This is a genomic window from Betaproteobacteria bacterium, assembly GCA_016709965.1.
Lineage (GTDB): Bacteria > Pseudomonadota > Gammaproteobacteria > Burkholderiales > Rhodocyclaceae > Azonexus > Azonexus amarohabitans.
The window spans coordinates 2,144,144-2,168,965 of sequence record JADJLT010000001.1 but is presented as its reverse complement, the minus strand read 5'-3'; the positions used below and the strand labels follow the sequence as shown (position 1 = coordinate 2,168,965).

General features: G+C 60.4%; 16 protein-coding genes, 1 tRNA gene and 1 pseudogene. 4 read left to right on the top strand and 14 right to left on the bottom strand.

Features of this window, described 5'->3' with window-relative positions:
* Positions 1–71: 71 nt before the first annotated feature.
* The 3 genes and pseudogenes from IPJ12_10655 (at position 72) to IPJ12_10645 (ending at position 3,315) form a co-directional block, all read left to right on the top strand.
* A complete protein-coding gene (locus IPJ12_10655) occupies positions 72–1,574 on the top strand; it encodes an IS21 family transposase (protein MBK7647606.1) in 1,503 nt (500 codons plus the stop codon).
* Positions 1,564–2,306, top strand: a pseudogene (locus tag IPJ12_10650) (ATP-binding protein). Before IPJ12_10655 ends, IPJ12_10650 begins: the two are co-directional and overlap by 11 nt.
* Before the next feature lie 49 nt (positions 2,307–2,355).
* Positions 2,356–3,315, top strand: a complete 960-nt coding sequence (locus IPJ12_10645) for a site-specific integrase (GenBank protein ID MBK7647605.1) — start codon at positions 2,356–2,358, stop codon at positions 3,313–3,315.
* Between the two features lie 136 nt (positions 3,316–3,451).
* Here the strand turns inward: IPJ12_10645 and IPJ12_10640 are convergent, their stop codons facing one another.
* The 3 genes from IPJ12_10640 to IPJ12_10630 are packed head-to-tail and all read right to left on the bottom strand — an operon-like array spanning position 3,452 to position 6,568.
* Positions 3,452–4,174 (bottom strand): hypothetical protein, encoded by a 723-nt coding sequence (locus IPJ12_10640; protein MBK7647604.1) that lies wholly within the window; start codon positions 4,172–4,174, stop codon positions 3,452–3,454.
* Positions 4,175–4,224: 50 nt separating this feature from the next.
* A complete protein-coding gene (locus IPJ12_10635; GenBank protein MBK7647603.1) occupies positions 4,225–4,695 on the bottom strand; it encodes a hypothetical protein in 471 nt (156 codons plus the stop codon).
* Entirely contained in the window at positions 4,664–6,568 is a 1,905-nt protein-coding gene (locus IPJ12_10630; GenBank protein ID MBK7647602.1) for a DUF927 domain-containing protein, read from the bottom strand. The genes IPJ12_10635 and IPJ12_10630 overlap by 32 nt, the downstream gene beginning before the upstream one ends.
* 831 nt (positions 6,569–7,399) lie before the next feature.
* Here IPJ12_10630 and IPJ12_10625 point away from each other — a divergent pair.
* Positions 7,400–7,475 (top strand) — tRNA-Met (locus IPJ12_10625).
* 78 nt (positions 7,476–7,553) lie between these two features.
* On the opposite strand, the gene IPJ12_10620 is transcribed toward IPJ12_10625, so the two are convergent.
* The 11 genes from IPJ12_10620 to IPJ12_10570 all read right to left on the bottom strand — a co-directional run bounded on the left by IPJ12_10620 (position 7,554) and on the right by IPJ12_10570 (position 24,721).
* Positions 7,554–7,982 carry an osmoprotectant transporter activator gene (locus IPJ12_10620; GenBank protein ID MBK7647601.1) on the bottom strand — a complete coding sequence of 143 codons (429 nt, stop codon included), beginning with the start codon at positions 7,980–7,982 and terminating at the stop codon, positions 7,554–7,556.
* 70 nt (positions 7,983–8,052) lie between these two features.
* Positions 8,053–8,928 (bottom strand): dienelactone hydrolase family protein, encoded by an 876-nt coding sequence (locus tag IPJ12_10615; protein ID MBK7647600.1) that lies wholly within the window; start codon positions 8,926–8,928, stop codon positions 8,053–8,055.
* 297 nt (positions 8,929–9,225) lie between these two features.
* A complete protein-coding gene (locus IPJ12_10610; GenBank protein MBK7647599.1) occupies positions 9,226–11,646 on the bottom strand; it encodes a DEAD/DEAH box helicase family protein in 2,421 nt (806 codons plus the stop codon).
* Complete coding sequence (locus IPJ12_10605; protein ID MBK7647598.1) at positions 11,643–12,800, bottom strand: hypothetical protein; 1,158 nt, start codon at positions 12,798–12,800, stop codon at positions 11,643–11,645. The genes IPJ12_10610 and IPJ12_10605 overlap by 4 nt, the downstream gene beginning before the upstream one ends.
* A 445-nt stretch (positions 12,801–13,245) precedes the next feature.
* Positions 13,246–15,999, bottom strand: a complete 2,754-nt coding sequence (locus tag IPJ12_10600) for a DEAD/DEAH box helicase family protein (GenBank protein ID MBK7647597.1) — start codon at positions 15,997–15,999, stop codon at positions 13,246–13,248.
* 11 nt (positions 16,000–16,010) lie between these two features.
* Positions 16,011–19,034, bottom strand: coding sequence for a DUF1156 domain-containing protein (locus tag IPJ12_10595; protein MBK7647596.1), 3,024 nt, complete (start codon positions 19,032–19,034; stop codon positions 16,011–16,013).
* A gap of 32 nt (positions 19,035–19,066) precedes the next feature.
* The gene (locus IPJ12_10590) at positions 19,067–20,107 is read right to left on the bottom strand and encodes a macro domain-containing protein (GenBank protein ID MBK7647595.1); all 1,041 of its coding nucleotides are present in this window, start codon (positions 20,105–20,107) and stop codon (positions 19,067–19,069) included.
* 18 nt (positions 20,108–20,125) lie between these two features.
* Entirely contained in the window at positions 20,126–20,767 is a 642-nt protein-coding gene (locus IPJ12_10585) for a DUF4433 domain-containing protein (protein ID MBK7647594.1), read from the bottom strand.
* 5 nt (positions 20,768–20,772) lie between these two features.
* A complete protein-coding gene (locus IPJ12_10580; protein MBK7647593.1) occupies positions 20,773–21,399 on the bottom strand; it encodes a DUF3780 domain-containing protein in 627 nt (208 codons plus the stop codon).
* Positions 21,400–21,401: 2 nt separating this feature from the next.
* Positions 21,402–24,527, bottom strand: a complete 3,126-nt coding sequence (locus IPJ12_10575; GenBank protein MBK7647592.1) for a DUF499 domain-containing protein — start codon at positions 24,525–24,527, stop codon at positions 21,402–21,404.
* Positions 24,524–24,721: a hypothetical protein gene (locus tag IPJ12_10570; GenBank protein MBK7647591.1), complete on the bottom strand. Its 198-nt coding sequence runs from the start codon at positions 24,719–24,721 to the stop codon at positions 24,524–24,526. The genes IPJ12_10575 and IPJ12_10570 overlap by 4 nt, the downstream gene beginning before the upstream one ends.
* Positions 24,722–24,822 lie beyond the last annotated feature (101 nt).

Sequence of the window (24,822 nt, the reverse complement as noted above, 5' to 3'; positions counted from 1 at the left end):
GGGTGATCAGCGTCCAAAAGTTGCCACCCTGGGTTGTGTAACCTGCCGGCGTTTTAGCCGGGGAATCTGGGGTGTTAAACATGGAAGTCATAGCCGAAATCCGGCGTCGTCATTGGGTCAGCGGCGAGAGCATCAGCTCGATTGCGCGTGACCTGAAACTATCCCGTCCGACGGTGCGTAAGCACCTGGCTACCGAGGTCGAACCGGTCGTTCGTCAGCAACAAGCAGCCCCGAAACTGGGTGCATTCCAATCGGTACTGGAAAGCTGGCTGGTCACCGAGCGCCACCTTCCGAAGGGGCAACGGCGCACCGCCCAGCGACTCTTTGAAGGCTTGCAGACCGAGGGGTATCGCGGCGCCTACGACAGCGTTCAGCGCTTCGTAAAGCAGTGGAAGTCGGCACAAACGAGGCCGACGATCAAGGAAGCCTTCGTCCCGCTGGTCTTTGCCCCCGGTGACGCCTGCCAGTTTGACTGGAGCCAGGAACACGTCGAGATCGGCGGCGCTGCGCTGACCATCAAGGTCGCGCACTTCCGGCTCGCCTACAGCCGACAGATGTTTGTTGCCGCCTATCCCTGCGAAACACAGGAAATGGTCCTTGATGCCCACAACCGCGCCTTTGCCTTCTTCGGTGGCGTGCCCAATCGCCTGATTTACGACAATCTGAAGACGGTGGTCGACACCATTCTGGTCGGCAAGGATAGGCACTTCAATCGCCGCTTCATGGCGCTGGCCAACCACTACCTGTTCGAACCGGTGGCCTGCACGCCAGCCTCCGGCTGGGAGAAAGGACAAATCGAGAACCAGGTCGGCAACGTGCGTGAATGGCTATTCACGCCGAAAGCCCGCTTCGAGAGCTTTGCAGCGCTGAACGACTGGCTGGCCACCCGCTGCCGGGAATTGGCGGAACGCAAGCATCCGGTCGAAACGACCCGCACCATTGCTGACTGCTTTCTTCAGGAAGGCCCCAGCCTGCGGGCTATCACCAGCACCTTCGATGGCTACGTCGAACAGATGATGCGCGTTTCCAGCACCTGCCTGGTCCGCGTTGAGCGAAATCGCTACAGCGTGCCGGCCGACTTTGCTGGCAAGGTAGTCTCGGTGCGTTTATACGCCGACAAGGTACGGATCGTTGCGGAGAGCAAAGTCATTGCCGACCATGAACGGCGATTCGGGCGTGATCAACTGATCTGCGACCCCTGGCATTACCTGCCGGTACTTGAGAAGAAGCCGGGGTCGCTGCGTAATGGTGCCCCATTTATCGGCTGGGATTTGCCGGTGCCGATTCAGTTGGTGCGAGATCGTGTGCTGAAGCAGCCGAAAGGTGATCGGGCCTTTGTAGAACTGCTACTGGCTGCTCGCGAAGTCGGGCTGGAAGCCCTGCAAGTGGCGTGCGAATTGACACTGGATGGCGGCGTGATTACCGCGGCCGTCGTCATGAATGAACTGAGGCGGCTGACCGCGCCACCGCAGCCCAAGGCGATCAGTTTGCCGGAACAACTGCGTTTGCAGGTCGAACCGCAGGCTGATTGCAGTCGTTATGACCGTCTGCGCGGAGGCCAGTATGTCCATTGACCGACTGGCCCAACTGAAATCCCTGCACCTCTACGGCATGGCAGCCGCGTGGTCCGAGTTGCTGGCAGAAGGCACACGCCGGCCGATGCAGCCGGAAGCCTGGCTGGATCGCTTGATTGACGCTGAACAGGCGGATCGGCAAGTACGCAGCCTGCGCTACCAGATGAAAGCAGCACGCTTCCCGATTCATCGCGATCTCACGGGCATCGACTGGACAGAGACGCCACTGCCGCAGGCGCAGATTGAGCAACTGGCAACTGCCACCTTCATGGAGAGCGCCCACAACCTGATTCTGGTCGGTGGCACAGGGACGGGAAGACCCACCTGGCAACTGCGCTCGGTGTTGCAGCCATCCATCAGCGAAAACGGGTGCGTTTCTTCAATGCGGTGGATCTGGTAAACCAACTCGAGCGGGAAAAACTACTGGGAAAGAGCGGCACCTTGGCCAAACAGTTGGTGCTGTTTGATGCGGTCATTCTCGATGAGCTTGGCTATTTGCCGTTCCCGGTGTCGGGTGGGGCGCTGCTGTTTCATCTGATCAGCCAGCTCTATGAGAAGACCTCGCTGATCATCACAACCAACCTGTCATTCGGTGAATGGGTGACCGTGTTCGGCGATCCAAAAATGACCACGGCCTTGCTCGACCGCATCACGCATCACTGCGAAATCCTCGAAACCGGCAACGATTCCTACCGCTTCAAACAGCGGAAAAAATCAGTCAAATCAGACTGAGCAACTGGGAAAATTTGGACGCTGACAACTGGAAACTATTGGACGCTGATTGACACTCGATCGTGGCATCGACGTGTCGGCAGATCGCCACCGCCTGAAGGCGGAGCCGACCCTGGCCGAATTCTTCCACCAGCAGTACAAACAGAACGCCATGGCGACGAAGCGCAGCTGGAAGGATGACGTCGGCCGCTTCCAGCGCGTCGAGCTGGCGCTCGGCCACCTGAAGCTGTCGGCCATCACCAGGCGCGACATCGAGTCCTTCCTGCTCGGCCTGCGCGGCGGCAGCAAGCCGCTGACGCCGGCCAGCTCCAACCGCTATCTGGCCCTGTTCGGGGCCATCTACCGCTGCGCACTGAACTGGGACGTGGTGACCACCAGCCCGGTCACCGGCATCGCCCAGCTGCAGGAGAACAACTGCCGCACCCGCGCCCTCAGCGAGCGGGAACAGAGCGCCTTCATCCAGGCCGCCGAGGCCGAACCGAACCAGACGGCTGCCGCCGTCCTCAAGGGGCTGGCGCTGACCGGCTGTCGCAAGAGCGAACTGCAGTTCGCCCGCTGGGATGCGGTCGATCTGGAACGCGCCCAGCTGACGCTGCACGACACCAAGAACGGCCACAGCCGCGTGGTGCTGCTCAACGACGAGGCGCTGGCGCTGATCGTCCACCTGCCGAGTCGCGGCAAGTCGCCGTGGCTGTTCCCGAACGCGACCGACCCCGAAAAGGCCATCGTCAACATCGACAAGCCTTGGCGCCGCATCCTGGCCCACGCTGCGAAGATCCTGGGCGAGCCGATCACTGACGTGCGCATCCACGACCTCCGGCACACATTCGCCAGCCAGCTGGCCAACGCGAATTGCAGCCTGCACCTGATCGCAGCCGCCCTCGGGCACCGCACGGTGAGCCAGTCGGCCCGGTACGCCCACTTCCGTAACGACGTGCTGCGCGAGGCGTCGAACGCGGCCAGTGAGGCCTTCCGCAAGGCGAAGCTGGCCATCACCAGCGAAGTCTAGGTGGCTGACGAGAAAGACGACTTGACCGGGATGGCCTCACGGCCATCCCGCTTTTTTGCTGTGGCATCAGCCAGAACCGCTTGGCCGCTGGGTGCCCAAAGGAGACGGTTACTCGGTTAGGCATTTGCCATGACATTTACTGCCGTGACGTTTCAGATGGAATTGGTAATGGAGCTTTTGGGCCGCTTGGATATTGAGGGCATGGCTCCGGATTCAATCGCACCTGAAGGATGGTTCGATATTGGGGAACGACGTAGTAATTCTCTTTATTGACCCCTGCAACGCTATAGAAAGGTTTCAGTAATTTGGTCGCTGGTCTTCCCACTATGACGTTGGCCTTGGTTAGCTCAACCGGAAACTCGGACAAGGCAATGCGTTTCCATTGATCGTTCTCGTACTTGAACAAGATTTGCGGGGGGTTGGGGCGCTTCCATTTGTTGTAGGCAATGCAGCCTGCCGGGTAAGTAGCGATGTAAGGCACACCTTTCACTACGTCAAAAAGGATCAGGTTCAGGCTATTCAGTTCGGGCTCGGTGTCTCTGAAGTCGGTTTTCCAGGTAATTTTTTGGCCCGTGCTGGGCAGGTTGAATGTCACTGTTTCATCCAGTGCCGCACGTTCCGTACTTTCAAGTGTCGGATAGCCACCTAGGTTATAGAACCTCTCCGCGACAATGACTTGTCCGTCATGCAATAACACTTCCTCTTTCCAACTCATTGTGCTGCTACCTAATCCGAATAGCCCGGCATTCGCAGTCACACTAGCCACCAACATAACGGAAGCGAGCAAGAACTTCGGGGTATCCAATTGAGTGCGACACATGAGCGGCAAAGCCTTTGTAGTGTTGAATTGGTCAATCATATCGCATACCAACTGGCCGCTTGTGGCCGAATGCTGAGGATCGACCAGCGTTACGCGACGCGACGCACCTGCACAGGTGCCCCCGTCACGTCCAGCAGCGTAACCTGTACCACCCTCCCACGATGGCGATCCGCCACGACCATTCCCGCTTCGACCATACGCTCGACAGCGGCATAGGCGCTCTCCCGACCGACACCGACCTCACGCAGGCGGGCCGGGGTCAGCGTGACCGTGGGCTGGCCGCTGGCAGTCACGGCAGCCCAGAGGGCAACCGCCACACTACCCGCCCGACCCGGCAACCGGGCCGACCGCAACATCCAGCGGATGTCGACCACGCGCAGGCGGAGGTACCGTAGCCGCAGCGCTCCCGTAGTTGTGTTCGTCGATGTCTCCATCACCATGCCATCTCCAGAAAGGAACAACGGGCTGTTCGACAAGTTGCCGGGTTTTCCGGCAACTTGCGCACGCCCGTCGTAGTTGTGGCCTAGATCAGAGCCTCGGCACCGGACCCAGTTCGTCATGGTCGTCCTGGCGCGGTGCAGGACGACGCCACCCCGGCTTCAAGCCCGTCGTCTGCAGCGGCCCGGCAGCCTGCGCATCCGCCTGTTCGGTTGCCGGCAGCAGCTTGGCGGTGACGATCGAGTAGAAGAAGGTTTCCGGCAGCCCCAGACCAGCCAGCTGGTGCCGCTTCTTGTGCTTTCCGCCCTCGCCGTCGAGGATGCCGAGACGCTTGAGCAGCTTCCCGGCCACCATCGTCGACGTCCCGTCGCAGGCCTCGGCGAAGTCCGTCTCGGTCAACAGAATCCAGCGACGGTGGCGGATGCCCTTGGTCACGCTCGGGATGTACGGCTCGTCTTCGTGGCCGGTCTCGTCGACGTAGCGGATCATCTGACCCATGTGACGGATGATCCAGTCGCGGACCTGGCCGACGATCTGATCTTCGTCGTTCAGCGGCGGCAGTGCGTTCAGCCAGGCCAGCGTGACAGCCTCGATGGCCGACTGGATGTCGAGTTCCGAGAAGGGCAACACATCGTCGGCTGCCCACTCCCCGATCACGCGCATCAGGGCGAAGCGACGCAAGGCCCGAACGTGCGGCGGCTCCAGTTCGTGACCAGCTGCCCGGACGGTTTCGACCAGTTCAGCGTGACGCACGTCGATCGCGGCGTGCAGTTCTTCGCGCAGCTTGCTTGCCGTGCCGAAGCTGTCCAGAACGTACTGCGCGAAAGCCGGCCCGATCGTGCCGTAGGTCTGGAGCAGGCGGGTCTTGAGGGCCTGCACATGCTGGCTGGCTTCCTCAGTGCTCATCCCCTCGTAGGCCGGCAGGTCGTCCATCGGAATGCTCAGACCCCGGATCACTTCTCCCGTCTTCGCCGGCTTGCCGGAAGCCGCTTCCAGACGGTCGGACAGCGACACTTCGCCGGTAGACACGCTGAGCAAGGACCACTTGCGCTGCGCTTGCATGCCGCCGTCACGAGTCATGCGGTTCTTGCCACGGCCAGAGGTCTGGTTGTAGACCGAGAAGGCTTGGTCGGTGTTGCCACCCAGCTCATCCATGCAGAGGACCATGCCGTTATGCGTGGTCGCCAGATTCTCCATCGAGTTGGCCGTACCGTGCCAGCGTTCGATCAGTGTCACGTCGTTGCCGGCCGTCTGCGGGTCCAGGGGCTTTCCCCAGAGCATCGCCACCAGTTGCAGGCGGGTGGTTTTTCCGGTCGACGAGCGGCCATGCAGGTGGACAATGATCGAATCCACCCCAGCCGCCTCGAGAAATGGGGCAGAGATCGACGCGCACAGCACGAAGATCGCCACCTTGTCGTCACGAACCCGTTCCAGCAGTTCGCGGCTCTCCTCGAACGTACCGGCACTGGCGTACGCGGAAAACGCCGGGTTGGCGAACGGCGGCCGGAAAACCAGACGCTCGCCAGTTGCCGGGACGGTCTCCGCACTCGGCAGCAGCGTCCCGGTCGGCATCACAAACGACAGACGGTCGGCGCAGGCAGCATCCGGCAGCAGGTTGAGGCCGAGCTTCGTGGTCAGGCGGTGGCGCGGCAGTTCGGCACTGCCGGCGCACTGGGCCAGATACTCGGCGAACTCGCTCTCGCCACGGGGCAGGACGAAGAGGCCGACGGCGGTGCACATCTGGCTGAGGTCACGGCGGCCCAGTATCTGGGCGTAAGGCACGAGCAAGGTGCAGGCTTCGCCGTCCGGGTTGGTGAACTCGATCTCGACCGACCAGTCGGTCGCGTTGACGTCACGCAGCAGGGCCGTCACGAAGGCGGCCGAGGTCGTCAGCCGAAGCGGTGGGCGCTTTTCGCCCAGGTCACGCCAGACGCCGTTGGCGTCGACGACGTAGTCCGGCGGAACGATGTGTTCCGGGGTGTTGTTGGTATCCATGGAGAGGCTCCATTCACGTCAGAAATCTCCACGCACCCGATGGGCGCGCGGCATGACCCGAGGCCTGACGTCTGACATGCGCTCGGGGCATGGCAGGGCCGCTCGGGGCCATCCGTTCCGGGTGAACTGGTGCAGTTGTACGAAGCGGAGCGGGCGGAGCTGACGTGAATGGTAGAAGCGTCTTGAGCAACCTGCCCAGAAGGCAGGAAGTCACTGAGCGTCTCGCATTGTTTAAGGGCTAACGACCGCCCCGACATGACGGAGCCAGCACCAGTTGGGACCACCTTTCGGGATGTGCGGGTCAGATGCTACTCGCCGAAGGTCGTGAACGTCAAGCACGAAGTTACAGGAGAACGCCAATGAAACAACAAGTTACGCCGCAAAACTGCGCCCACCTGTCGTCTGCCGGTCGCCCCCGTCGGCGGCCACAAGGAAGAGACAAGATGCAGCGGAGCCGAATGCGGTTGGCTTCCAACGGGAAACCGGCGTCGGAGACCGGCAACGTGCCGGTCGTCTGCCGGCAAGTACACCCCGAAACGACTGCCAGATGGTCATCTCGGCGAAACACCTGCACGCCGTTTTCGGGGTCAAGGACGAGGCCATCCCGGACTCGCACCGGGGAAGGTATGAAAAACCATCAACTCTGTTATAATGGCGGACTAGCAAGGGGTTTCGGGCAGAGTAAGCCAGCCAGTCTGGCTCTTAATCCGTAGGTCGACAGTTCGAATCTGTCGCGCCCCACCAGAATTCAATAGCACTTAGCTTCGGCCAAGCGTCTAGTTCAACAAGTTTTTCGCTTTACAGGTAATTTGCAAAAAATACCTGACCGGACGCGGGGTGGAGCAGTTGGCAGCTCGTCGGGCTCATAACCCGAAGGTCGCAGGTTCAAGTCCTGCCCCCGCAACCAAAGAATTCCAGCAAAAAGGCCAATCATCTGATTGGCCTTTTTCATTATTAGCGCATCAACGCGCCATGACCACTGATGCTATTTGCGACCGAATTTCTCGGTGAGCTGATTCAGTTTTTCCATTCGACGCTGTTCTGCCTTGGCTTCCGCTTCAGCGGCCTTGCGAGCTTCTGCCTGCTTTTTGAAACGCTCACGCAACTGTTCCGCCGCATGCTGACGATTCTCGTCAGTCACTTCGTCGGCAGGCGTGCCGTCGAGATTAAGCCGCACCGTGCCTTTTTCCATTTCCTTCAAGTAACGCGTGGAAATGGTATGGCTGCGCATGGCAAGGCGCAGGGATTTCTTGCTCAGTTCCGGCAGCAATGCAAAGACCTGTTTGTCGATGCCAATTGCCAACGGACTGAAGTTGCGAAAAACATCAAACCGCGCCTGCAAGTCCTTGAGAAGTGCCCGGGTATCGTTTGGCTTGTCGGGGGTAGCTACGGTAGTGGCTTCAGTATTAGTCATGATTGGACAGTATTTTGTCGAGGCGCGAAGGTTAGCACGAAGGCACGGCTTTGCAGGCTCGAATCGGGCATCAGACGCCGTTTTTGCGGAACCAGGCCAGCATTCTCTGCCAGCCATCCTCGGCCTCTTCCTTGCGATAGCTCGGCCGGTAATCCGCGTTGAACGCATGCGGTGCGTTGTCATAGATGTGGATTTCCGAGGACTTGGCGACGGCATTTCCTTGCTGAAGCAGCTTTTCCATTGCTTCTATCGTTTCCATCGGGATGCCGGTATCGAGCCCCCCGTAAAGGCCAAGCACAGGCGCTTTCAACTCACCGACCAATTCGATCGGATGCCTGGGGGTGAATGCATTGGACGCACCAACCAGCTTGCCGTACCAGGCAACGCCAGCCTTTACTGCTGCGTTGTGGGCGCTGTACAGCCATGTAATGCGCCCGCCCCAGCAAAAACCAGTAACTGCCAGACGACTGGTATCTGCCCCATTCGATGCAGCCCATGCGACACAAGCGTCCAGATCACTGAGCACTTGCGCGTCAGGCGTTTTGGCGATGATTTTTTCAAGGATTTCCGGGATGCTGGCAATTTTCCGGGGATCGCCCTGGCGCGCAAACAACTCAGGGGCAATGGCGCAATACCCGAGTTTGGCCAGACGGCGGCATATATCCCGGATATGTTCGTGGGCACCAAAGATTTCTGAAACCACCAGCACTACGGCCGGTTTGGCCAAAGCGGCCGGAAGCGCCCGGTAAGCAACCATTTCACCATCCTTGACCGGCACCTTGATTTCGCCCGCCAGAATACCGACTTCGTCAGTCTTGATAGCCGTCTGAGCCATTACGGGCTGAGTGGCCAGGGCAAAACCCACACCTAGACTGGTCACTATAAAGCTCCGGCGATCAAAAGACTGAGCCGGAACAAGGCTGTCGAACTCGGGTTCTGTATTCACGGTTGGTCTCCTTGGCGGGCATTACATCAAAACAATGTCGTATAGATAGGGTGCGTGCAGCTTTGTTCTGCAACATCAATAATATACGGCTCAACAATTTCTTTTGTCTGTCGCCAGCTACCCATCTGGCTACCCGCAAAGTGCGGGCTCCAAATGGACGGTCTGCGACCACTTGAGTCGAACGCAGCGTTCAGGGCAGTTTGTTCATTGACCCGCAGAGACACGGCATGTTCCCGGCGCCATTCTTTGAAAAACAGACGGCAGCCCGTACGGATATTGAAGATTGGCTTATTGTCTTCATTTCACGCCCAATTCTGTGACGACAACATCCGGCTCGTTCGCTGCGACCAACCTGAAGTCCAGATTGTAACTGGCCGGGGCGGAGGGAATTCGGTAGCCCATCGCCTGGTAGCCCCGCTGTCGCTTGCCCCACATCCGCAGCAGGGCCGGGTGGCCAGCATCGACAAAGTCGATGATGCGCACGTGGGTCTTGTTCGCATGCTCCCGATGCAGGCGGCCGGCGTACTGCTGCAGCGTGCCCTTCCACGAGATCGGCATGGCTAGCACCAACGTGTCGAGCGGTGGGTGGTCGAAGCCTTCGCCGACCAGCTTGCCGGTGGACAACAGCACCCTGGGCGCATCGGCGGGCAGGGCATTCAGGTCGCAGACCAGGGCAGCGCGCTGCTTTTTCGACATGCGGCCGTGCAGGGTGAATAGTGAGGGGACGCGGCCTGCCAATGCCGCGCCGATGGCATCGAGGTGTTCGGTGCGCTCGGTCAGAGCCAGAACCTTGTGCCCCTGCTCGAAGGCAGCCGCGATTTCGTCCGCTATGGCAACAGTGCGACCAGCGTCGCTGGCAACATGCTTGAACACGTTCTGGATGGCAGCATCGGCGGCCAGGTCGATGCGAGCGGCTATGTAGCGGGGAATCACTTCAAGGGTCTGCGGTGCGCCAGCCGGCTTCGCAGCCGTGTGTCGGGTCGGCCCGCACTGCATGAAGATGATCGGCTGCCGCCCGTCGCGCCGGATCGGCGTGGCAGTGAGCCCAAGCGCATACTTGGCCCGGGCACGTTTCAGGATGGCCTCGAACGAGAAGGCCGAAAGGTGATGGCACTCGTCGGCGATGATCTGACCGTAGTTCTCGACGATTTCATTGGTCTCGCCCTGCCGAGACAGTGACTGCATTAGCGCGATGTCGATCTTGCCGGTGGGCTTGGCTTTGCCGCCGCCGATGGTGCCGATCACTCCTTTTCCGACCCCCAGAAAGACCTGTAGCCGCTCCTGCCACTGCTTGAGCAATTCCGTGCGATGTACCAGAACGAGGGTATTCACACCACGCCGGGCGATCAGTGCTGCGGCCGTCACGGTTTTGCCGAAGGCGGTCGGCGCGCACAGGATACCGATATCGTGGCCGAGCATAGCGGCGACGGCCTCCTCTTGGTCCGGCCGCAGCGTCCCGCCAAAGCTCACATCCAGTGGCTCGCCGCCAAAACGTTCGTCCCGCAACTCACAGCGAATACCGTTCTCGCGCAGCAGCTCCCGGGCAGCATCGAGGCATCCCCGCGGCAGGGCGATGTGGTTCGGGAAATTTTCGGCGCAGCCGATTACCCGCGGCTCATCCCATACCGGCAGGCGCATCGCCTGCGCCTTGTAGAACTCGGGATTCTGGAAGGCCGCCAGGCGGATCAGGCGGTTCGCCAGCGCTTGCGGCAGCTGCCCCTTGTCGAAGTAGAGGAGATTGGCCGAGGTCACCGTCAGCGACGCCGGCATCGGGCCCGGCAGCCGCTGCCTGGCCGGCGCCGTGCGTTTCCACGGCTCTTGCTGATCCTCCTCCGTGATAAAGGTGACATCCAATGGATGCGTGCCGCCGGTGGCAAGCAGAATAGTCGGCTCGATATCTTGGGTTGCCATGGGCTGCACCGATGCCAGGAAGGCCCACTGGTCGGGATATGGCCGTAGTGCGTCGTCCACGAACACGCTACTGCCGTTCTCGCGCGGAACCTTCTGTAGCGGCAGGGCGATCAGGTTGCCGAAGCCACCTTTGGGCATGGTGTCCTGATTCGGGAACAGCCGGTCATAGGACGTGAGCTTCAGTTGCCGAGTGCGGGCGCAGGTGTGGCTGATAATCGCGGTGCCGAGCCGCCTCGCATCCCGCGCCGCGACGGCCGACGAGAAGAAAACCCACGCATGGGCGCCGTTGCCCGAGCGCGAGATTTCCAGCGCAACAGGGACGCCCAGTTCGCGGCAAGACTGGGCAAAAGCCTGCGCATCGGCGCGCCAATCGGCGTCGTCGAAATCCACAGCGAGGAAATAGCAGCTGTCATCCGCCCGTAGCGGATACACGCCAACTGTGTGGCGGCCCGCGAGGTGGTCGAAGATCGTCTGGTCCGTCAGGGGCACAAGCAGTCGGTGGCCGCAGTCTGCACACTTGATGCGAGGCTTCTCGCAAACGCCTGTGCGCCACTCGTTGGCGCACACGGGCGAGTAGCCACTCTTGCCGGCTTTGTTTTCCCAGCGCACGGGGTAGACATCGGTGCGGCCCCGAAACAATCGGCGGAACAGCGCGACTTTTTCATCCGTGGACAGCGGGGAGGCATTGACCGGCGTGGCCACAGGTTCGGGCAGGCGCCATGCAATACCACTGGCCTCCAGCAAACCGACCAACCGAGCGTTCTCGGCACGCAGTCGGGCGAGTTCGTCGTCCGTGTCCGCGGTCATCCCGACCATAGCCCCGCTTCGGTCAAGCGGCGCAGTAGGGCGCCTCGTGTCGCATGGCGCACCACAAACTGTCGCAAGGTACGCTCAAATTCCTCACGGCTGGACGTCAGTGCGTGACCTTCCGCCAGTTCGGCCAGTGCCCGCACCGCCTGATCGTAGCCAGACGCTGAACCACGCTTCGCCTGTACATCAACTGCCTCCCAATGCTTGTCCCCGTCGGCCATCAATCGCCGCAAATGAGCTTCGCGCTGGTGGCGGCGCTCGGCTTCCTGCTGCGCACGCTCCTTCGCTTCGCGCTCCAGCCGTGGGCCAGAGGCCAATTTGGCGAGTTCGCTTAGTTCGGCCACGTTGCGTCTTGGCGTGGCCGAGGCGCGGGCAGGGCGTTGCGCTTTCAGCCAGGTTGCGTGCCGGATCCTGACTCGGCGCTCCGCGTCCTGTCCCTGTCCCTGCGTGATCAGCTTCAGCACCGCCACCATCTCCTCGCGCGACCATTCCCCCAGCCACGCATCGAGACGATCGCGATCATCGGCATCTGTCGTTGGAGCACGAGCGCTGCCGGCCATGGCGGCAGCCAGAATGTCGGGATCGATCTCCAGAAATTCGACCAGCGCCTGCTGCGGCAGGGACAGCTCCGACAAGCCGGGCGGCACCTCGGGTTCCCGCGCTTCCTCCCGCAGTTCGCCGCTGCCGGCGCCGGCCAGCCAACCGAGGTAGAGCGACCGCAAGTCACCGCGCAGTAGCTCGTCACGTAACGGCGCCAGGCGCCGCATCCAGCCGCTGCCGTCCTCCTCGGAAAATCGGTCGTAGTCTTCGCTCTCATTGAGCGCCCAGTCGAAAATCCAGTGTTCGTCGCTGGCCTCGATGGTCAGGGCATACTTGGTGGCGAAGGGCTTCAGCTCGGCCTTGCGGAAAGTGCTTAGCGGGACGCGCAAGGCCAGCCGGCAGCTGCACCAGTTGGCGGTGTAGACGAAGGCGTCGAAATAGCGCCGCATCCAGTCGGACGGATCGGCTTTCAGGTCGCCCCACTCGTAGTGGTTGGCGAAGCCCGAGGGCGTGATTACCGCGCGAGTGGAAACGGCACGCAGTGCCGCCATGTCGGTGCGGGTGAGCGGCTGGTCGATGGCAGCGAATTCGTAATATTGGTACTCGCTCATGGTCTAACACTCAACCTAGGCTTGGCAAAGCGCCTTTTGACGATGTATCCGACTGGCCGGGAGAGCCATTCGCCCTCCGACTCTGGCCTCGACTCTGGCCTCGACTCTGGCCTCGACTCTGGCCTCGACTCTGGCCTCGACTCTGGCCTGGCCGGTGAAGTGGCCTCCCCTGTGGGGAGACGCCACCACTTCCAGCACCCGCCGGACCACCTTGTCTCCCCGTTCTCGGCTCCTTGAGGACATAACCCTCTTTATTACATCCTTTCACGCTAATTACCTCTTCTCTGCCAAAGCGCGCCGGGGCCTCGGCCGATGCAGCCGACGGACTGTCCCTTTTGGGTATTGAGCACCCGCCGGATCATGTCCCGGCTCACCCCAGGGCAAGCACGCTCCAGGTCGGCCAGGGAGAACCTTCCCGGCATTTTGACGATCGATTCCAGCACCATTAGCCCCACGCCGCGCTCATTAGCGTGGCAAGATCACGCCGCGAAAGCACCTCGGTGAACTCGCGCCAGTCCTTCTCCGGCGGCATCATCGTGCCGGTGTAGCGCAAGTCGAAACCCGTCGCAGTTTTCTGGGCGTTGATGTATTCGTCCAGTCTTTCGCCCAGTGTTTCGATGTCCTCGATCCACTCATCCTTGATGGTGTCCGGCAGCGAACCGAAAAGGTCGTAGCGGTTCTTCATGCGCTCGGACAGGCGCTCGTAGATCTTTTCGTCTACGGTCTGCTCGAACACGAGGTTCAGCATATCCACGGTTTCGCGCCGCTGCCCGAAGCGTTTGATGCGGCCGATGCGCTGTTCGAGCCGCGTGGGGTTCCAAGGCAGATCGATGTTGATCAGTGTGCCAAGCGCTTGCAGATTCAAGCCTTCGCAAGCGGCATCAGTTGCCACCATGACGCGAATCTGGTGCTCTGCCACCATGCGTTTGAGCGTTTCGCGCTCGACACTCACGCTGTCGCCGCGCTGATACAGGCGACTACGACCTGCACCCGCGTACAAGCCAACCGCCTCCTCGGGGTAGCGGGCGGCAAGCAAATCGGCCAGCCATCTCGCCGTGTCGTAGTACTGGCTGAAGATGATGACACCCAACTCCAGCCATTTCTCCTTGTCGAGGAAGTGGACGACGGCTTCCATCTTCGGGTCGGTCTCCAGCCGCTCCAAGCGGTCGATCAGACGTTGTAGCACCTCGCGCTCTTCGCCCGTCTCAACGTTGACGTCACCTTCCTGTTCCTCGTCTTCCTCATGCACTGCGTCGCCCTCCAGCAAGCGTCGCGCCGTTGAGAGGCCCGCGTGAATGCTGGAACAAATGCGCTGCTCCATCAGGTTCTTCATGAAGCCGCTGCCTTTGCCGCGCTTGGCTAGTGCCTTGCCGAAGGCGCGCGCTTCGCCATATGCCTGCCGGAAGTTCTCGGAGGTTCGAAGCGCCTTGCCTTCAAACAACGTGTCGAAGGCTCGCTGCTCTGACGCATGCTCGCGCTCGGGATGGACGTCTACCCCCACTGGGGTCAACAAGGGCTTGCCGTCCTTGCCCTTGGCTTCTTCAAGTTGTAGGCGCTTACGCAAGACCACGTGGCGCACCAACGGGTTCTCGCGTTGGAACAATGTAGCCCCGGCAATGCGGCGATCGAGCTCCTCCTCCAGAATTTCCCGGGTCTCCTCTGTCAGCTCAGCCAGCGAACGGTTGGTTTGCCACTCGCCGTTTTGCAGACCCAAGTCTTGCCGGATTGCAGAGAACAAGCGTCGGGCGCGACGCTCGCTGGTTGACTCCATGCGCGGCAGTGGCGAGCGCAGCAGCTCCCATGCATGTGCCAGCGTTTCCACCTCGACGCGACCGGCAAGGATTTCGAGCACCTCATCTGGTCGGTGCCACGGTGCAAGGTCGTGGCCGAGCACGAAGCGCCCTGGGCCTTGGTGCAAGATGCCCAGCAAATCCCATAGATCGGCAGGGTTAGTCTGAATCGGTGTGGCCGTGCCCAACAGCACGTGATCGGCACGCGCGGCGATCTCGCGCATGAAGGCCAGCAGTTCGTTCGGTGTTCCGGCTTCCTTGCCGAAGCCCTGGCGGGTTCTTGCCTTGTGCGCTTCGTCCAGGATCACGACACCGAAGCGCATGCCCAGCAAATGCTGCTTTTCCAACGAGTCGCGCATCATCAAACCGGTAGAGACAATGCCGATGCGCAGCGGGCAATGGGCAATCTGCTCGCGCCCAGCAGGCGATAGCACGCGCTCGTCAGCATCCAGCCAGACCTTGCCTACGGTATCCCAACGTGCGGTCGGGATGCCCAGCTTATCCAGCATCTCGGTCTGCCATTGTTCGGTCAGTGTGGCAGGGGCAAAGATCACGACCGGACGGCGCGGCCCATTGTCCTTGTCGGACAACAGGCAAAGCGTCAGCGCGGCGGTGGCCAGCGACAGCGTCTTGCCCAAACCCACTTCGTCGGCCAACAATAGGCGCACCGTGCCGTGCAGGCGCTGATGGCGCAGGCACTCAGTTAGAAATCCCTGCTGCCACGGCTGTAACTGCTGGCCTTCGCGGTACAGCGGCGATTCAATCAGTGCCGCAGGCGCAAGGTTCTCGTCATCCTCGATTTCGATGAACTCGATCTCACGCCGATAGCCGCGCCGATGCACCTCACGGATGACGGCCTGCGGAAACGGTTTTGCGGCGTTCCAGAGAAAGTCGAATTCCTCCTCAATCCACTCCACGCCTTTCGGTGATTCGTCTTCCCACAGGATTTCGTAGTGGCGCTGCCAGCCGCTGCGCGTCTCATTCATCGAGCCGATAAAGCCCAGCCTGCGGCCATCAGCCAAGGTGATCACGCCCGCCTTGCCATGCACAAAACCGCAGATTTCATCGGGTGCGATGCGCACCGCCTGCCCATGCTTGGCGAGGAAGGAGTCCAGCCGCCGATAGCGCTCGCGGTTCAGCAGTGCCTCGGCCTCCAGGGCGCGCTCGTTCCAGCGGCCCAGCATCTTGCTCTCACGCAGTTGCGCGACTTTCAGGTCGTCAGGGTGGATATCCACGTTACAGACGATCTTGACCTCGGGGATGTGCTCCAGCGCCTCCCCTGCCACCTCAAACAAAGAGCTGGTGAAGTAGCCCGCGATGCGCTTGTAGCTTCTGGCTCCGGCCAGATGTTGCATCAGGAAGCTGGCATCCAGTCGATGGGTACGGGAAGAAAAGCGCCGAATGCTCATGCCTCAAGGCCTCAGTCGCCGAAGCGCAGATTCTTGAGGCGCGCGTATAGCACCTCGGCGGCAGAGCGCACCTCAGATTCGGGCGCTTTACGCTCGATGAAGGCCAGCATGTCCACCAGCAGGGAGCGGACTTCCAGAAAGTCCGCCATCTCGGCTCGCAGTTGTTCGACGATGACTTGCGCCTCTGTGTCCTTGAGCAGTTGCTGCAAGGCAATGATGAGCTGTCCCAGCCGTGTCACGCCTATCTCGGTAGCATCCGCCAGATCGCGAGAAGCGTACTCGCTGACGCGCTTGAGACGTGCGTTGTTGGGCCGCATGTCGCCCATCACGCGGGTGTAGTCCGTAACGCGGAAGGCCTTGGCGAAGTTCTGGTAGTTGTCCAGCTTGGCAGCACCAGCGGCTTCCATATCCATCATCCGCAGTACAAAGCGTTCGATGCCGGTGAGGCGGCCCCAAGCGTCTGCGGTAAGGCCCTCGGGCACCAGCAGGCTGGATGCAGTTTCCGCCGCCTGCTGGACGATTTCGTCCACCACGGTCACTTCTCCGCGTGCGCGCGGACGCAGGGCAAAGGCGGTGACGTCTTCATCGCCGATGCGGGTATAGGCGGTCAGCACCTTGAGCGCTGCCGCATAACCAGCCATTTGCAAGTCGGAGTCGCCCCACACCGGCTCGCCATGGTGGGTGGCCACTGTGTTGTTCAGGTGCATCATGGTTTCAATCTGGCGCGCCACTTCCTGCCGTACGGCGGGCAGCAGGCGCTGTTTGAAGCCCGTGCGCTCGCCCGCAGCGCGCTTCTTGAGCATCAGGATGACAGTGCCTTGAACGTAGCCGCCTTTCTTGAGTTCGGAGGTGGTTTCGGTGGCGATATACCAAGCCGCTATCACTTGCAGGCCCGCCGCCCAGAATATGCCGATCAGGTCGCCCCAGACGGCGGTATCCTGGTGGGTAAACATCACGCACTGCATGCCGTTGTCGGGCATGTGCTCGGCCATCGCCTTGTAAGCGGCGACCATGCCGCGCCGGAAGTCCTCACCGGAACCTTTGACCGCCAGCGCGCGCCGAGAATCCCACACCCAGTCATCAAAGGGCTTGGGCGGGCTCTTGCGCAGCCAGGCGATAAAGAACTCCGTAATTTCCTCGTAGTTCACGGCGTCGGCATACGGCGGATCAGTAATGAAAATATCCTGTTCTCGGATGAGTTCGTGGCTTGGTGCACAAGCTACGGACGAGCTTGTATGGACGGGTGTATTTTTATAGTTCTGCACAAAACTGTGATCGAAGAAAGATCTGTTTGCCCAGTTGTAGAGGGTGTTTAGCGCCTGATTTGAGAATACGTTAGACGTGAAATCGCTGCCGCCTCCGGATGAAAACCTCACAATCCAGCGCGACAGTTTTGAGCAGAAATCAAGCGTCCCGCAGAACTCAGGCACCAACGCTGGCTCGCTGATATGTTTTCGCAGCAAAGCCAGCTTCAACAGGTCTCTCGGCGAAAACATGTGATGCCAGTGGGTCCAGCCGCGCGTTCGAATCGGCTCGTCGGTCTTGTCGCCCGGCTCGATGGCCATGTCCGGCACAAGCCCTTCGTCCTGCCAGCGGCTCAGATTCTCAGCGATGATTTTTTCAACTGCCCGCTCGTGCTCAAGGTCAGCCTGAGTCGGCGCGGCAAAGTACGTCTCCTGCCTTCCGGTGTTCAGTGTGTCCTTGGTGATCCACTGGATCGCGTACATGCGTTCCTGAAAAATGTCGCTTGGATGCGGCTTGAAGTCACTCTTTGCCCAGAGGCGCAGACGGTTACCGGTACTGCCATCTTCCTTGCGATAATCACCACGCAGGGTTTTGATCGATGTGCGATAGGTCTTGCCGTCAAGCTCGTAGACCATTTCGCCGTCGGAGACAGTTCCTTTCTGCGCGGCCTCAAGTGCTGAAGCAGAAACGCCAAACTCCAATTCAATGTCAAACCGCTTAAGTTCAGAATTCGGCACGAGCTTGGCAATAACCAGCTGTCTAGGTGAAACAACCCAGCTTGGCGCTAAAGGCACTAGCCAGCCTGTTTCAGGGCACCTTGCTTCAAGGCAGTAAAGATAGGCCTTTATCCGATTACCTTGCTCGTCATGTTCGATGCCAAGATCGGTGATTTCTTTGTCTACTGCCTTGGCCACCTCGCGCTGAACCTGTTCTATTTCTGCTTGTCGCTTGGGTGAAGCGCCGATGATGTTCAACGCGCCCCAGGTCAACATGCAGGCGATGGGGTTGAGATCTGAGGCGTAGACGTCACAGCCGATGCGCGCGGCCTCAAACGGGATGGAGCCGCCACCCGAGAAGGTATCGCCCACGCGCGGACGATGGCCGTAGCGCAGGATGCCCAGTTGTTCCACCAGCTCGGGCAACGATTTCACGTTAACGCCCAAGTGGGCATAGTGTCGACTAACCGCCGCCCACACCTGGGCGTATAGCCATTCCTGATCCAACTCTTCCGGACGCTTGCCCAGACTGGCCTTTTCCTCGTAGCTGGCGTAGCTGGCCAGCAACTTGCGATAGATAACCAGCTTGTCATCATCACTGAGGTTGCGCTGCCAACGCAGTGTGATGCCCTCGGCATCTGCGTCCAGCGGGAAACTCATCCAGCGAACATCGCCACCTGTGACATCACCCCGCTTGATAGTTGCCTTGAAATAGTTCCAGGGTTCATCGAGCTGGATGCGTGCGGCAATCTCGGCGGGCGACACAGTGTTGCCGATCAGCGCGCGGCGTGCCAAGCCCTCATCATCGAAAGCCATGAGCTTATCGAAGAGGGCTAGATCAGCCTCTGCGTCGTCAGTAGGCGGTAAAAGGCTGCCCAGCACAACGGCACGCACTAGGATCAGCGGTTTGCGGCCTTTCCAGAAAGACCCAAGTGCAGTCAATGTCTGGCCCGGTCCTGCCTTGCGCTCCTTCTGTGCCTCGAACGACACTTTCTGGGCGGGGAAAACCGTCTCGATCAACGCAGGCGCATCTTTTAGGGCCAAGGGCGTGAGAGTAGTTGTTGTTTTTTGCATTCCCTGATGAATCCTCAATGGGCCGGAGCCACTTAATGCGCTAGCCAGCCTTGGGAGCGCAGGCGCTCTTCGGCAATGACAAGCTGGCGAGGCGTGAATTGCCGCTTGCGTGCATTCCAGTCGTAGACCCGGCGTTCCACGCTCTCGTGCTGTGTGGCACCCTCGCGGCTCATCACCCAATGTACAGTCGCCAGAAGTTCCAGCCCGTAGGGTGACTCGAAGCCTTCTACCAGTTTGGTCACACGTTCAAAGTGGGCGCGACTGATGTCGTGTTGATCCAGGTAGTTCTTGGCGTCTTCCACTGCTCCGGGCACCAGTGTGAGTGGTTTGTCCGGCGCATCGCCGCCATCGGCATAACCTGCGATCAAATGACCTTCCACCGCTTTTAGTACATGCCGAAGATTCTCGGCATAGGGGCCGTAGTGATGCTTGATGTACTGGAGACGCAGCGGCTCACCAGCCTCCTGCATGAAGTACATCAGCTTGTGGACTTCCAGCAGAGTGACAAAGGGGTCGAGCAGGCCCCCGAGATAGCGCTGCATCAGTTCCACCAAGGCGGCGCGACCCGCCGTCATCTTGGGCACCTCGCGCACATGCGCCATCTTGTCGTTGGCCGGAGCCCCTTTGGGCTCGAACACCAGCACTCGCACGTCGGCAAGCTCTGCCAGCGCACGTGCGATGCGGGGACGCACCTCGTTCCAGTCCAGCCCGCCCAAGCCTGCCCCCAGCGGCGGGATCGCGATGGAGCGAATGCCATTGGCACGGATGACATTGACCAGATCGGCAAGGCCCGTCTCGATATCCTCGATGCGGCTCTTGCCACGCCAGTGGCGCTTGGTTGGGAAGTTGATGATGAAGCGCGGCAAGGTGAGCTGCCCCGTATCAAAAACGAACATGCGGCCAGGCTGCACGGCTTCGCGCTTGCAAGCAGCTTCGTAAGCCTTGAAGTTGTCCGGGTAAACATTCTTGAACTGTAAGGCGATGCCACGCCCCATCACACCGACGCAATTGACGGTGTTGACCAGTGCGTCTGCCTCACATTGGAGGATGTCACCCGATGTGTACTCGATCATGGCTGTGCTCCTCTAATTTCAGTAATACCAGTCCGGGCGCACTTCGACCGGTGGCCGGTGTCCGTGAGCCGGAAGGGCGTTAACAACTTGACCGTAGACGGCCGCCGAGTTAACGCCGATGCGTTCGATCAAATGCCAGGGGAAGCGCTGTGCCAACAGGAACTCGGCTTGCTTGCCTTCTTTGTGCGCCCGCCAGTCGCGAGCTTGTACAGCAGTCCAGTTGATCTCGTTCAGACGCGCGAGGTCGTTACGGTCTTCGAAGAAGTACGAACCCGCGTTCGAGAGGGTAAATGCCCAGCGCACAGCTTGCGCGTTGGCCCACGCAACGACCGCACTCAGATCGGCCTCTAAATGCACTACAGGCCCTTGCCCGCCGCGATAGGCCATCTCCGGATGGTTGCCCTGATAGATCAAGTAGAGCATGACGGAGCGCGGACAGAAGTAAAACGGCACACAGTCACCGACGTGAAGGTCGGGGTGGCTGCTGAGGTGCAGTTCATTCAAGCGCCGCTGCTTGATGCCATTCATGCCGATGGTGGTGCCCGGCGGCATGCGTCGGACGATCTCCGCATCGCACCACAGAAAACCGTCCGCCACGATGGAGGGCAGACGATCCACATGGGCGATGTGGTAGATCTTGGGCTGCGGTGGCACGAGCACGGCGTTCATGACGCTTCGTCTCCGAACAGACCCAACGAGGCCTGGGCAATTTCCAGCTCAGGCTTGCCACGTCGGGCACGAGGAGCAAGCATTTCGCTCTGCGCCACATCGCCCAAGGCATGCTTGAGCGCCTCGCGCCAACCCTTGCCCGCATCCATCACCCCGCCGGTGCTCATGGCGGTCATGCCAAACAGCCACCAGCGTTCTTCCGGGCGCAACGCCAGCCAGTTGCGCACAGCCACCGGAATTTTCTCCATCTCCATCTGCTCGACAGCCCAGGCCAGTACGCACAATTCCTTGCCGAGCAGGCGATCCACCGGGTTGTCACCGACCTTCCACGCGCCAGGTTTGATGCCATGCGCGGCTAAACGGGCGTTGAAGGCGCGTTGCACCTCGGCGCGAATGGCCGTCCAGCGCGGGCGATCCAGCAGAACGCGGTCGATCACCGCGTTGTCGTTGCTTGCCGCCTGCAAGCCAAGGCATTCGCTGAACTGAACCTTGCCTGTGCTGGCCTTTGGAATGATGATCTTGAAGTGATGCGGATCAGAAGTCGCAGGCACGCCAAAACCCAGCGTGTGCAGCACTTGCTCACGCGCCTTGGGTGATGGTGTGTTGCCTGCGGCTTTAGCCATCCTCATTCCTCCTGATTGATGTCGCCCGGCTTCAGCTCGATCCCGGCGAGCTTGGCGAACTCTTTGAGCGCAAAGCCGGTATCGAAGGAAACGCCGTCGGCTATGGCAATGTTGAGCGGGGCGTCGGGCTCCTTGAGCACGTCGCGTAGGCTGTTAACCACACCTTCGATGATGGCGGCAGTGACTTCGCGCTCCTGGAAGCGCACGGTCACGGTGTTTTCACCCTCACCGATCTCGACGCGCACACCCTTGAAACGCGTGCCCGGCTGATCGCGGAAGCGGTTGATGACACTGAAGACGCGGTCGGTGGTGTCGAGAGCAACGCGCTTGCTTTGCAGGCGTGCGGGCTTGCTGTCGACGATCTGCACCGTCCTATCGCCGCTGGCCGGGATCTGGAAGTCCGCCGTCTTGTTGGCCTCGCCCGCGCGGGCGAACACCAGCAGGCGGCAGCTTGTGGAACCGATTTCGAACGGCGCGTCGTAGAGGGTGCCGTCCTTTGGGTTGGAGCCGTCCAGGGTGTAGTAGATGTCAGCGTGCGGCGTGGCGGCAAGGGTGACACGCCGCTTGTCAGCAGCTGGTTCGACCTGATGACGAATCTTGAGGTCGGCGAGCCAGCGGGTGGCCGGGCCGCTTTCATAGCGCCCGGTCGGCTCTTTCACCATAAAGTAAACCGTGCCCTCGCCGGTGGCGAAGTTGTCCATGTCTTCGACTTTGTTGTCCTTGTCGGACACATCAGGTTTGTTCGACCAGTAAACGATCGGGCTGTCACCCGCGTGACGTGGCGTGAGGCTCAGCACCGTTTCGCCAGTATCCGGTTTGACATTGACTATAGAGACGTTGACGGTAGTCTTGTCCTTGGGAAAGGGCCCCTTCTCGATGTAGCCGTCCTCGCCCAAGCGCCAGCGGCCTTGTTTCAGAGCTTCGGTCTTGAGCGTATCCAGGCCACTTGCACCCGGCATCCACGGCCAGATGGGAGAGCACTTGGATCGAGTGGCGACATCCTTCCATGGGGTGCGACGGTTGTCCTTACCGGACGGCCACAGGTACTCCTCGGCCTGCGCGAAGCATTCGTCGAGGTTGCCCTTGCCCAGTTCGGCCACGAGCTTGTAGTCGGCTCGCGGGCTGGCCAGCAGTTTCTCGATCTGCGTTTCGGCGGATTGGTCGCCTTGACCAAGCTTGAGGCCCTGATCGATGGTTACCCCGGCCAGCACGTCACGTCCATCCACCGGATCATTGGCCGGAAAGTAGAGGCGGTTGTAGGCTGCCGACAGCGCCTTGCTGAAGCGATCTTCGGACTCTTCAAAACGGTCGCGGGCCTCCTCGAACAGTGTGTCTCCGGATTTGAGGCGCTTGTGGATCTGCTCAATGGCATACAACTCGCGGAGCCGTTCCTCAACCGCGTCGGCCAGCATGCTGTCCTGACCGCTCAGCACTAGCAGATTGTTCTTTTCCTGCTGGTAGTCGAAGAAGTTCTGCAATTCACTGGGTGGCACCTTGCCATCCGGCTTGATGACGATGAGCGTGCGCGGACCGCCGAGCTTGAGTTCATCCAGCTTGGGCAGCACCTGCACGTCCTGATATGCGATTTTGTTAACCGGCGCGAGGATTCCCGAGAGGCGATTGATGAGCGCCTGATCGACTTTGGGTTGCGGGACTTCCTTGGCGTTACGCTCGATCTGGCGCGAGAGGTTCTCGGTTTCCTTGATAAAGAAGCGTTGTTCCTCGCGGTGGAGATACCAGGCAGATTCGCGCAGGCGCTGCAATGCCTGAAGGAACTCATCGGGCTTGCGCTGTGGCGCAGCAAGAAACTCGATCAACTCGCTCTCGGACAGCCCGATGCGCCCACCTACGGCGCGCGACAGGCTGGATGACAACAGCAAGGTCATGAGCTGCTGTGCGGCATCGCCTGCCAATTCTCCGTCGATATGCTCGGCGATGGCGTTACCCGCGTCAGAGATATCGCGTGTCACCGCAGGCATCAGCTTGGGCGCAATGCGCTCAATCTCGTCTTTTACCTGCTCATCGTTCAGATTGAGGTGCTGTGTGCCGATCAGGAATACGTCGTCAGCCTCACGCTCATCCACACTCTTGAGCAGGCGCGCAGTGAACTGCATCAAGCCCCGGGTCTGGCGGAAACCTTCGTTCTCCTTGAACAGCGCAACGAGGTGCTTGAAGGACGGGTGGAAGGGATAGGTTTCCCGCACCTGCTCGGCGATCTGCTCGATGCTGCTGGCTACGATGTAGCCGCCGTCTTCGGCCTTCTTGATCTGCTGCGCGTACTCCTCGGCGATGTCGGAAACGACACGTTCGTCCGGCAGCTCGTCGATGAGGCGCTTCTTCAGGATTTCGTAGATTTCGTTGCCTGCCAGTTGCACCGGCGTGATGGTCATCGCCTGACGGCGGGTTTCCTGCTGCAGGTTGGAGATGGCGTCAGCTAGCGCCTTGGTCTGGGCTTTGTAGCTGCCCGAAAGGTTGGCAACCACGATGGCGCAGTTGGGCAGTTCCAGTGCGGCGCTCATCAGGCTGGAAAGGCTGTAGACCGCCATGTTGGCCAGCGTGCCTTGACCGAACACCTGCGTGCTGGCGTTGTCCAGATAGGGCGGCAGTTCATCCAGCAGGATTAGGGTTGGCTGGTCGCCGATGATTTCCTTCCACTGGCGCTGATCGACTGCCTTCGGCCCGTTCGCCCAATACGGCTTGATGGCTTCTGCAGCCCCGAGCTGGGTGGCGATTTCGCCCCAGATGAAGTTGTCGGGGTTGTTGCGGCCGTTGAATGCGGCGATGCGTGCATGGCCGAATTCGATGCGCGAAGTCAGATCGGCAGACAGAACTTCCTTGCGCAGGTTCGGATGCCGGGCGAGCAATCCCAACGCGATCATCATGTGCGTTTTACCGCCGCCCATCGCCTGGGTCAGTTCGAAGACAGCCTGATCCGATTTACCGGACAGACGCAGCAGACCTTCTCGGAAAAGCTGATCCATGCCGTGGGTGACGAAGTTGCGCGAGAAGAACTCGCTGCCGTCGCCCGCGTCATTGATGAGGTCTGCGAGGTTCTCGATCCCCTGGCTCATCCGGTAGTCGCGGATGATGGGGTTGAACCGGCAGGCTTGCTTGACCGTCTTGATCATGAACGCGCTCCGTTGTTGTTCTTGGTTTCCTCAGAGTGCGGAATCGCAATGCCGTGTCGCTCGCAGTAGCCCCGAATCAGAACTTCGACCATGTTCGCGATGGATCGATGCTCCTGATCCGCCGCAATGCGAAGCGCTTCTTTTAGTCTGGGTTCGATACGAAATGTGAGCGTGGCAGTCTTGCCGGTGGCCATAGCCTCTCCAGAAACCACTGTAAATGTACTGCACTTTACAGTATTGACTTGGCTTCGACAATCCAAAGGGCATCGAAACTCAGCGCTATCCGCCGCCGCGA

What these genes read in the sequence shown, in the direction of transcription:
- IPJ12_10630 (MBK7647602.1), bottom strand. Translation starts at nt 6,568, where the DNA reads ATGGATACCAACAACACCCCGGAACACATCGTTCCGCCGGACTACGTC.
- IPJ12_10575 (MBK7647592.1), bottom strand. Translation starts at nt 24,527, where the DNA reads ATGATCAAGACGGTCAAGCAAGCCTGCCGGTTCAACCCCATCATCCGC.
- IPJ12_10570 (MBK7647591.1), bottom strand. Translation starts at nt 24,721, where the DNA reads ATGGCCACCGGCAAGACTGCCACGCTCACATTTCGTATCGAACCCAGA.
- IPJ12_10635 (MBK7647603.1), bottom strand. Translation starts at nt 4,695, where the DNA reads ATGACGAACTGGGTCCGGTGCCGAGGCTCTGATCTAGGCCACAACTAC.
- IPJ12_10605 (MBK7647598.1), bottom strand. Translation starts at nt 12,800, where the DNA reads ATGAGCGAGTACCAATATTACGAATTCGCTGCCATCGACCAGCCGCTC.
- IPJ12_10620 (MBK7647601.1), bottom strand. Translation starts at nt 7,982, where the DNA reads ATGACTAATACTGAAGCCACTACCGTAGCTACCCCCGACAAGCCAAAC.
- IPJ12_10640 (MBK7647604.1), bottom strand. Translation starts at nt 4,174, where the DNA reads ATGATTGACCAATTCAACACTACAAAGGCTTTGCCGCTCATGTGTCGC.
- IPJ12_10600 (MBK7647597.1), bottom strand. Translation starts at nt 15,999, where the DNA reads ATGAGCATTCGGCGCTTTTCTTCCCGTACCCATCGACTGGATGCCAGC.
- IPJ12_10595 (MBK7647596.1), bottom strand. Translation starts at nt 19,034, where the DNA reads ATGCAAAAAACAACAACTACTCTCACGCCCTTGGCCCTAAAAGATGCG.
- IPJ12_10590 (MBK7647595.1), bottom strand. Translation starts at nt 20,107, where the DNA reads ATGATCGAGTACACATCGGGTGACATCCTCCAATGTGAGGCAGACGCA.
- IPJ12_10580 (MBK7647593.1), bottom strand. Translation starts at nt 21,399, where the DNA reads ATGGCTAAAGCCGCAGGCAACACACCATCACCCAAGGCGCGTGAGCAA.
- IPJ12_10610 (MBK7647599.1), bottom strand. Translation starts at nt 11,646, where the DNA reads ATGACCGCGGACACGGACGACGAACTCGCCCGACTGCGTGCCGAGAAC.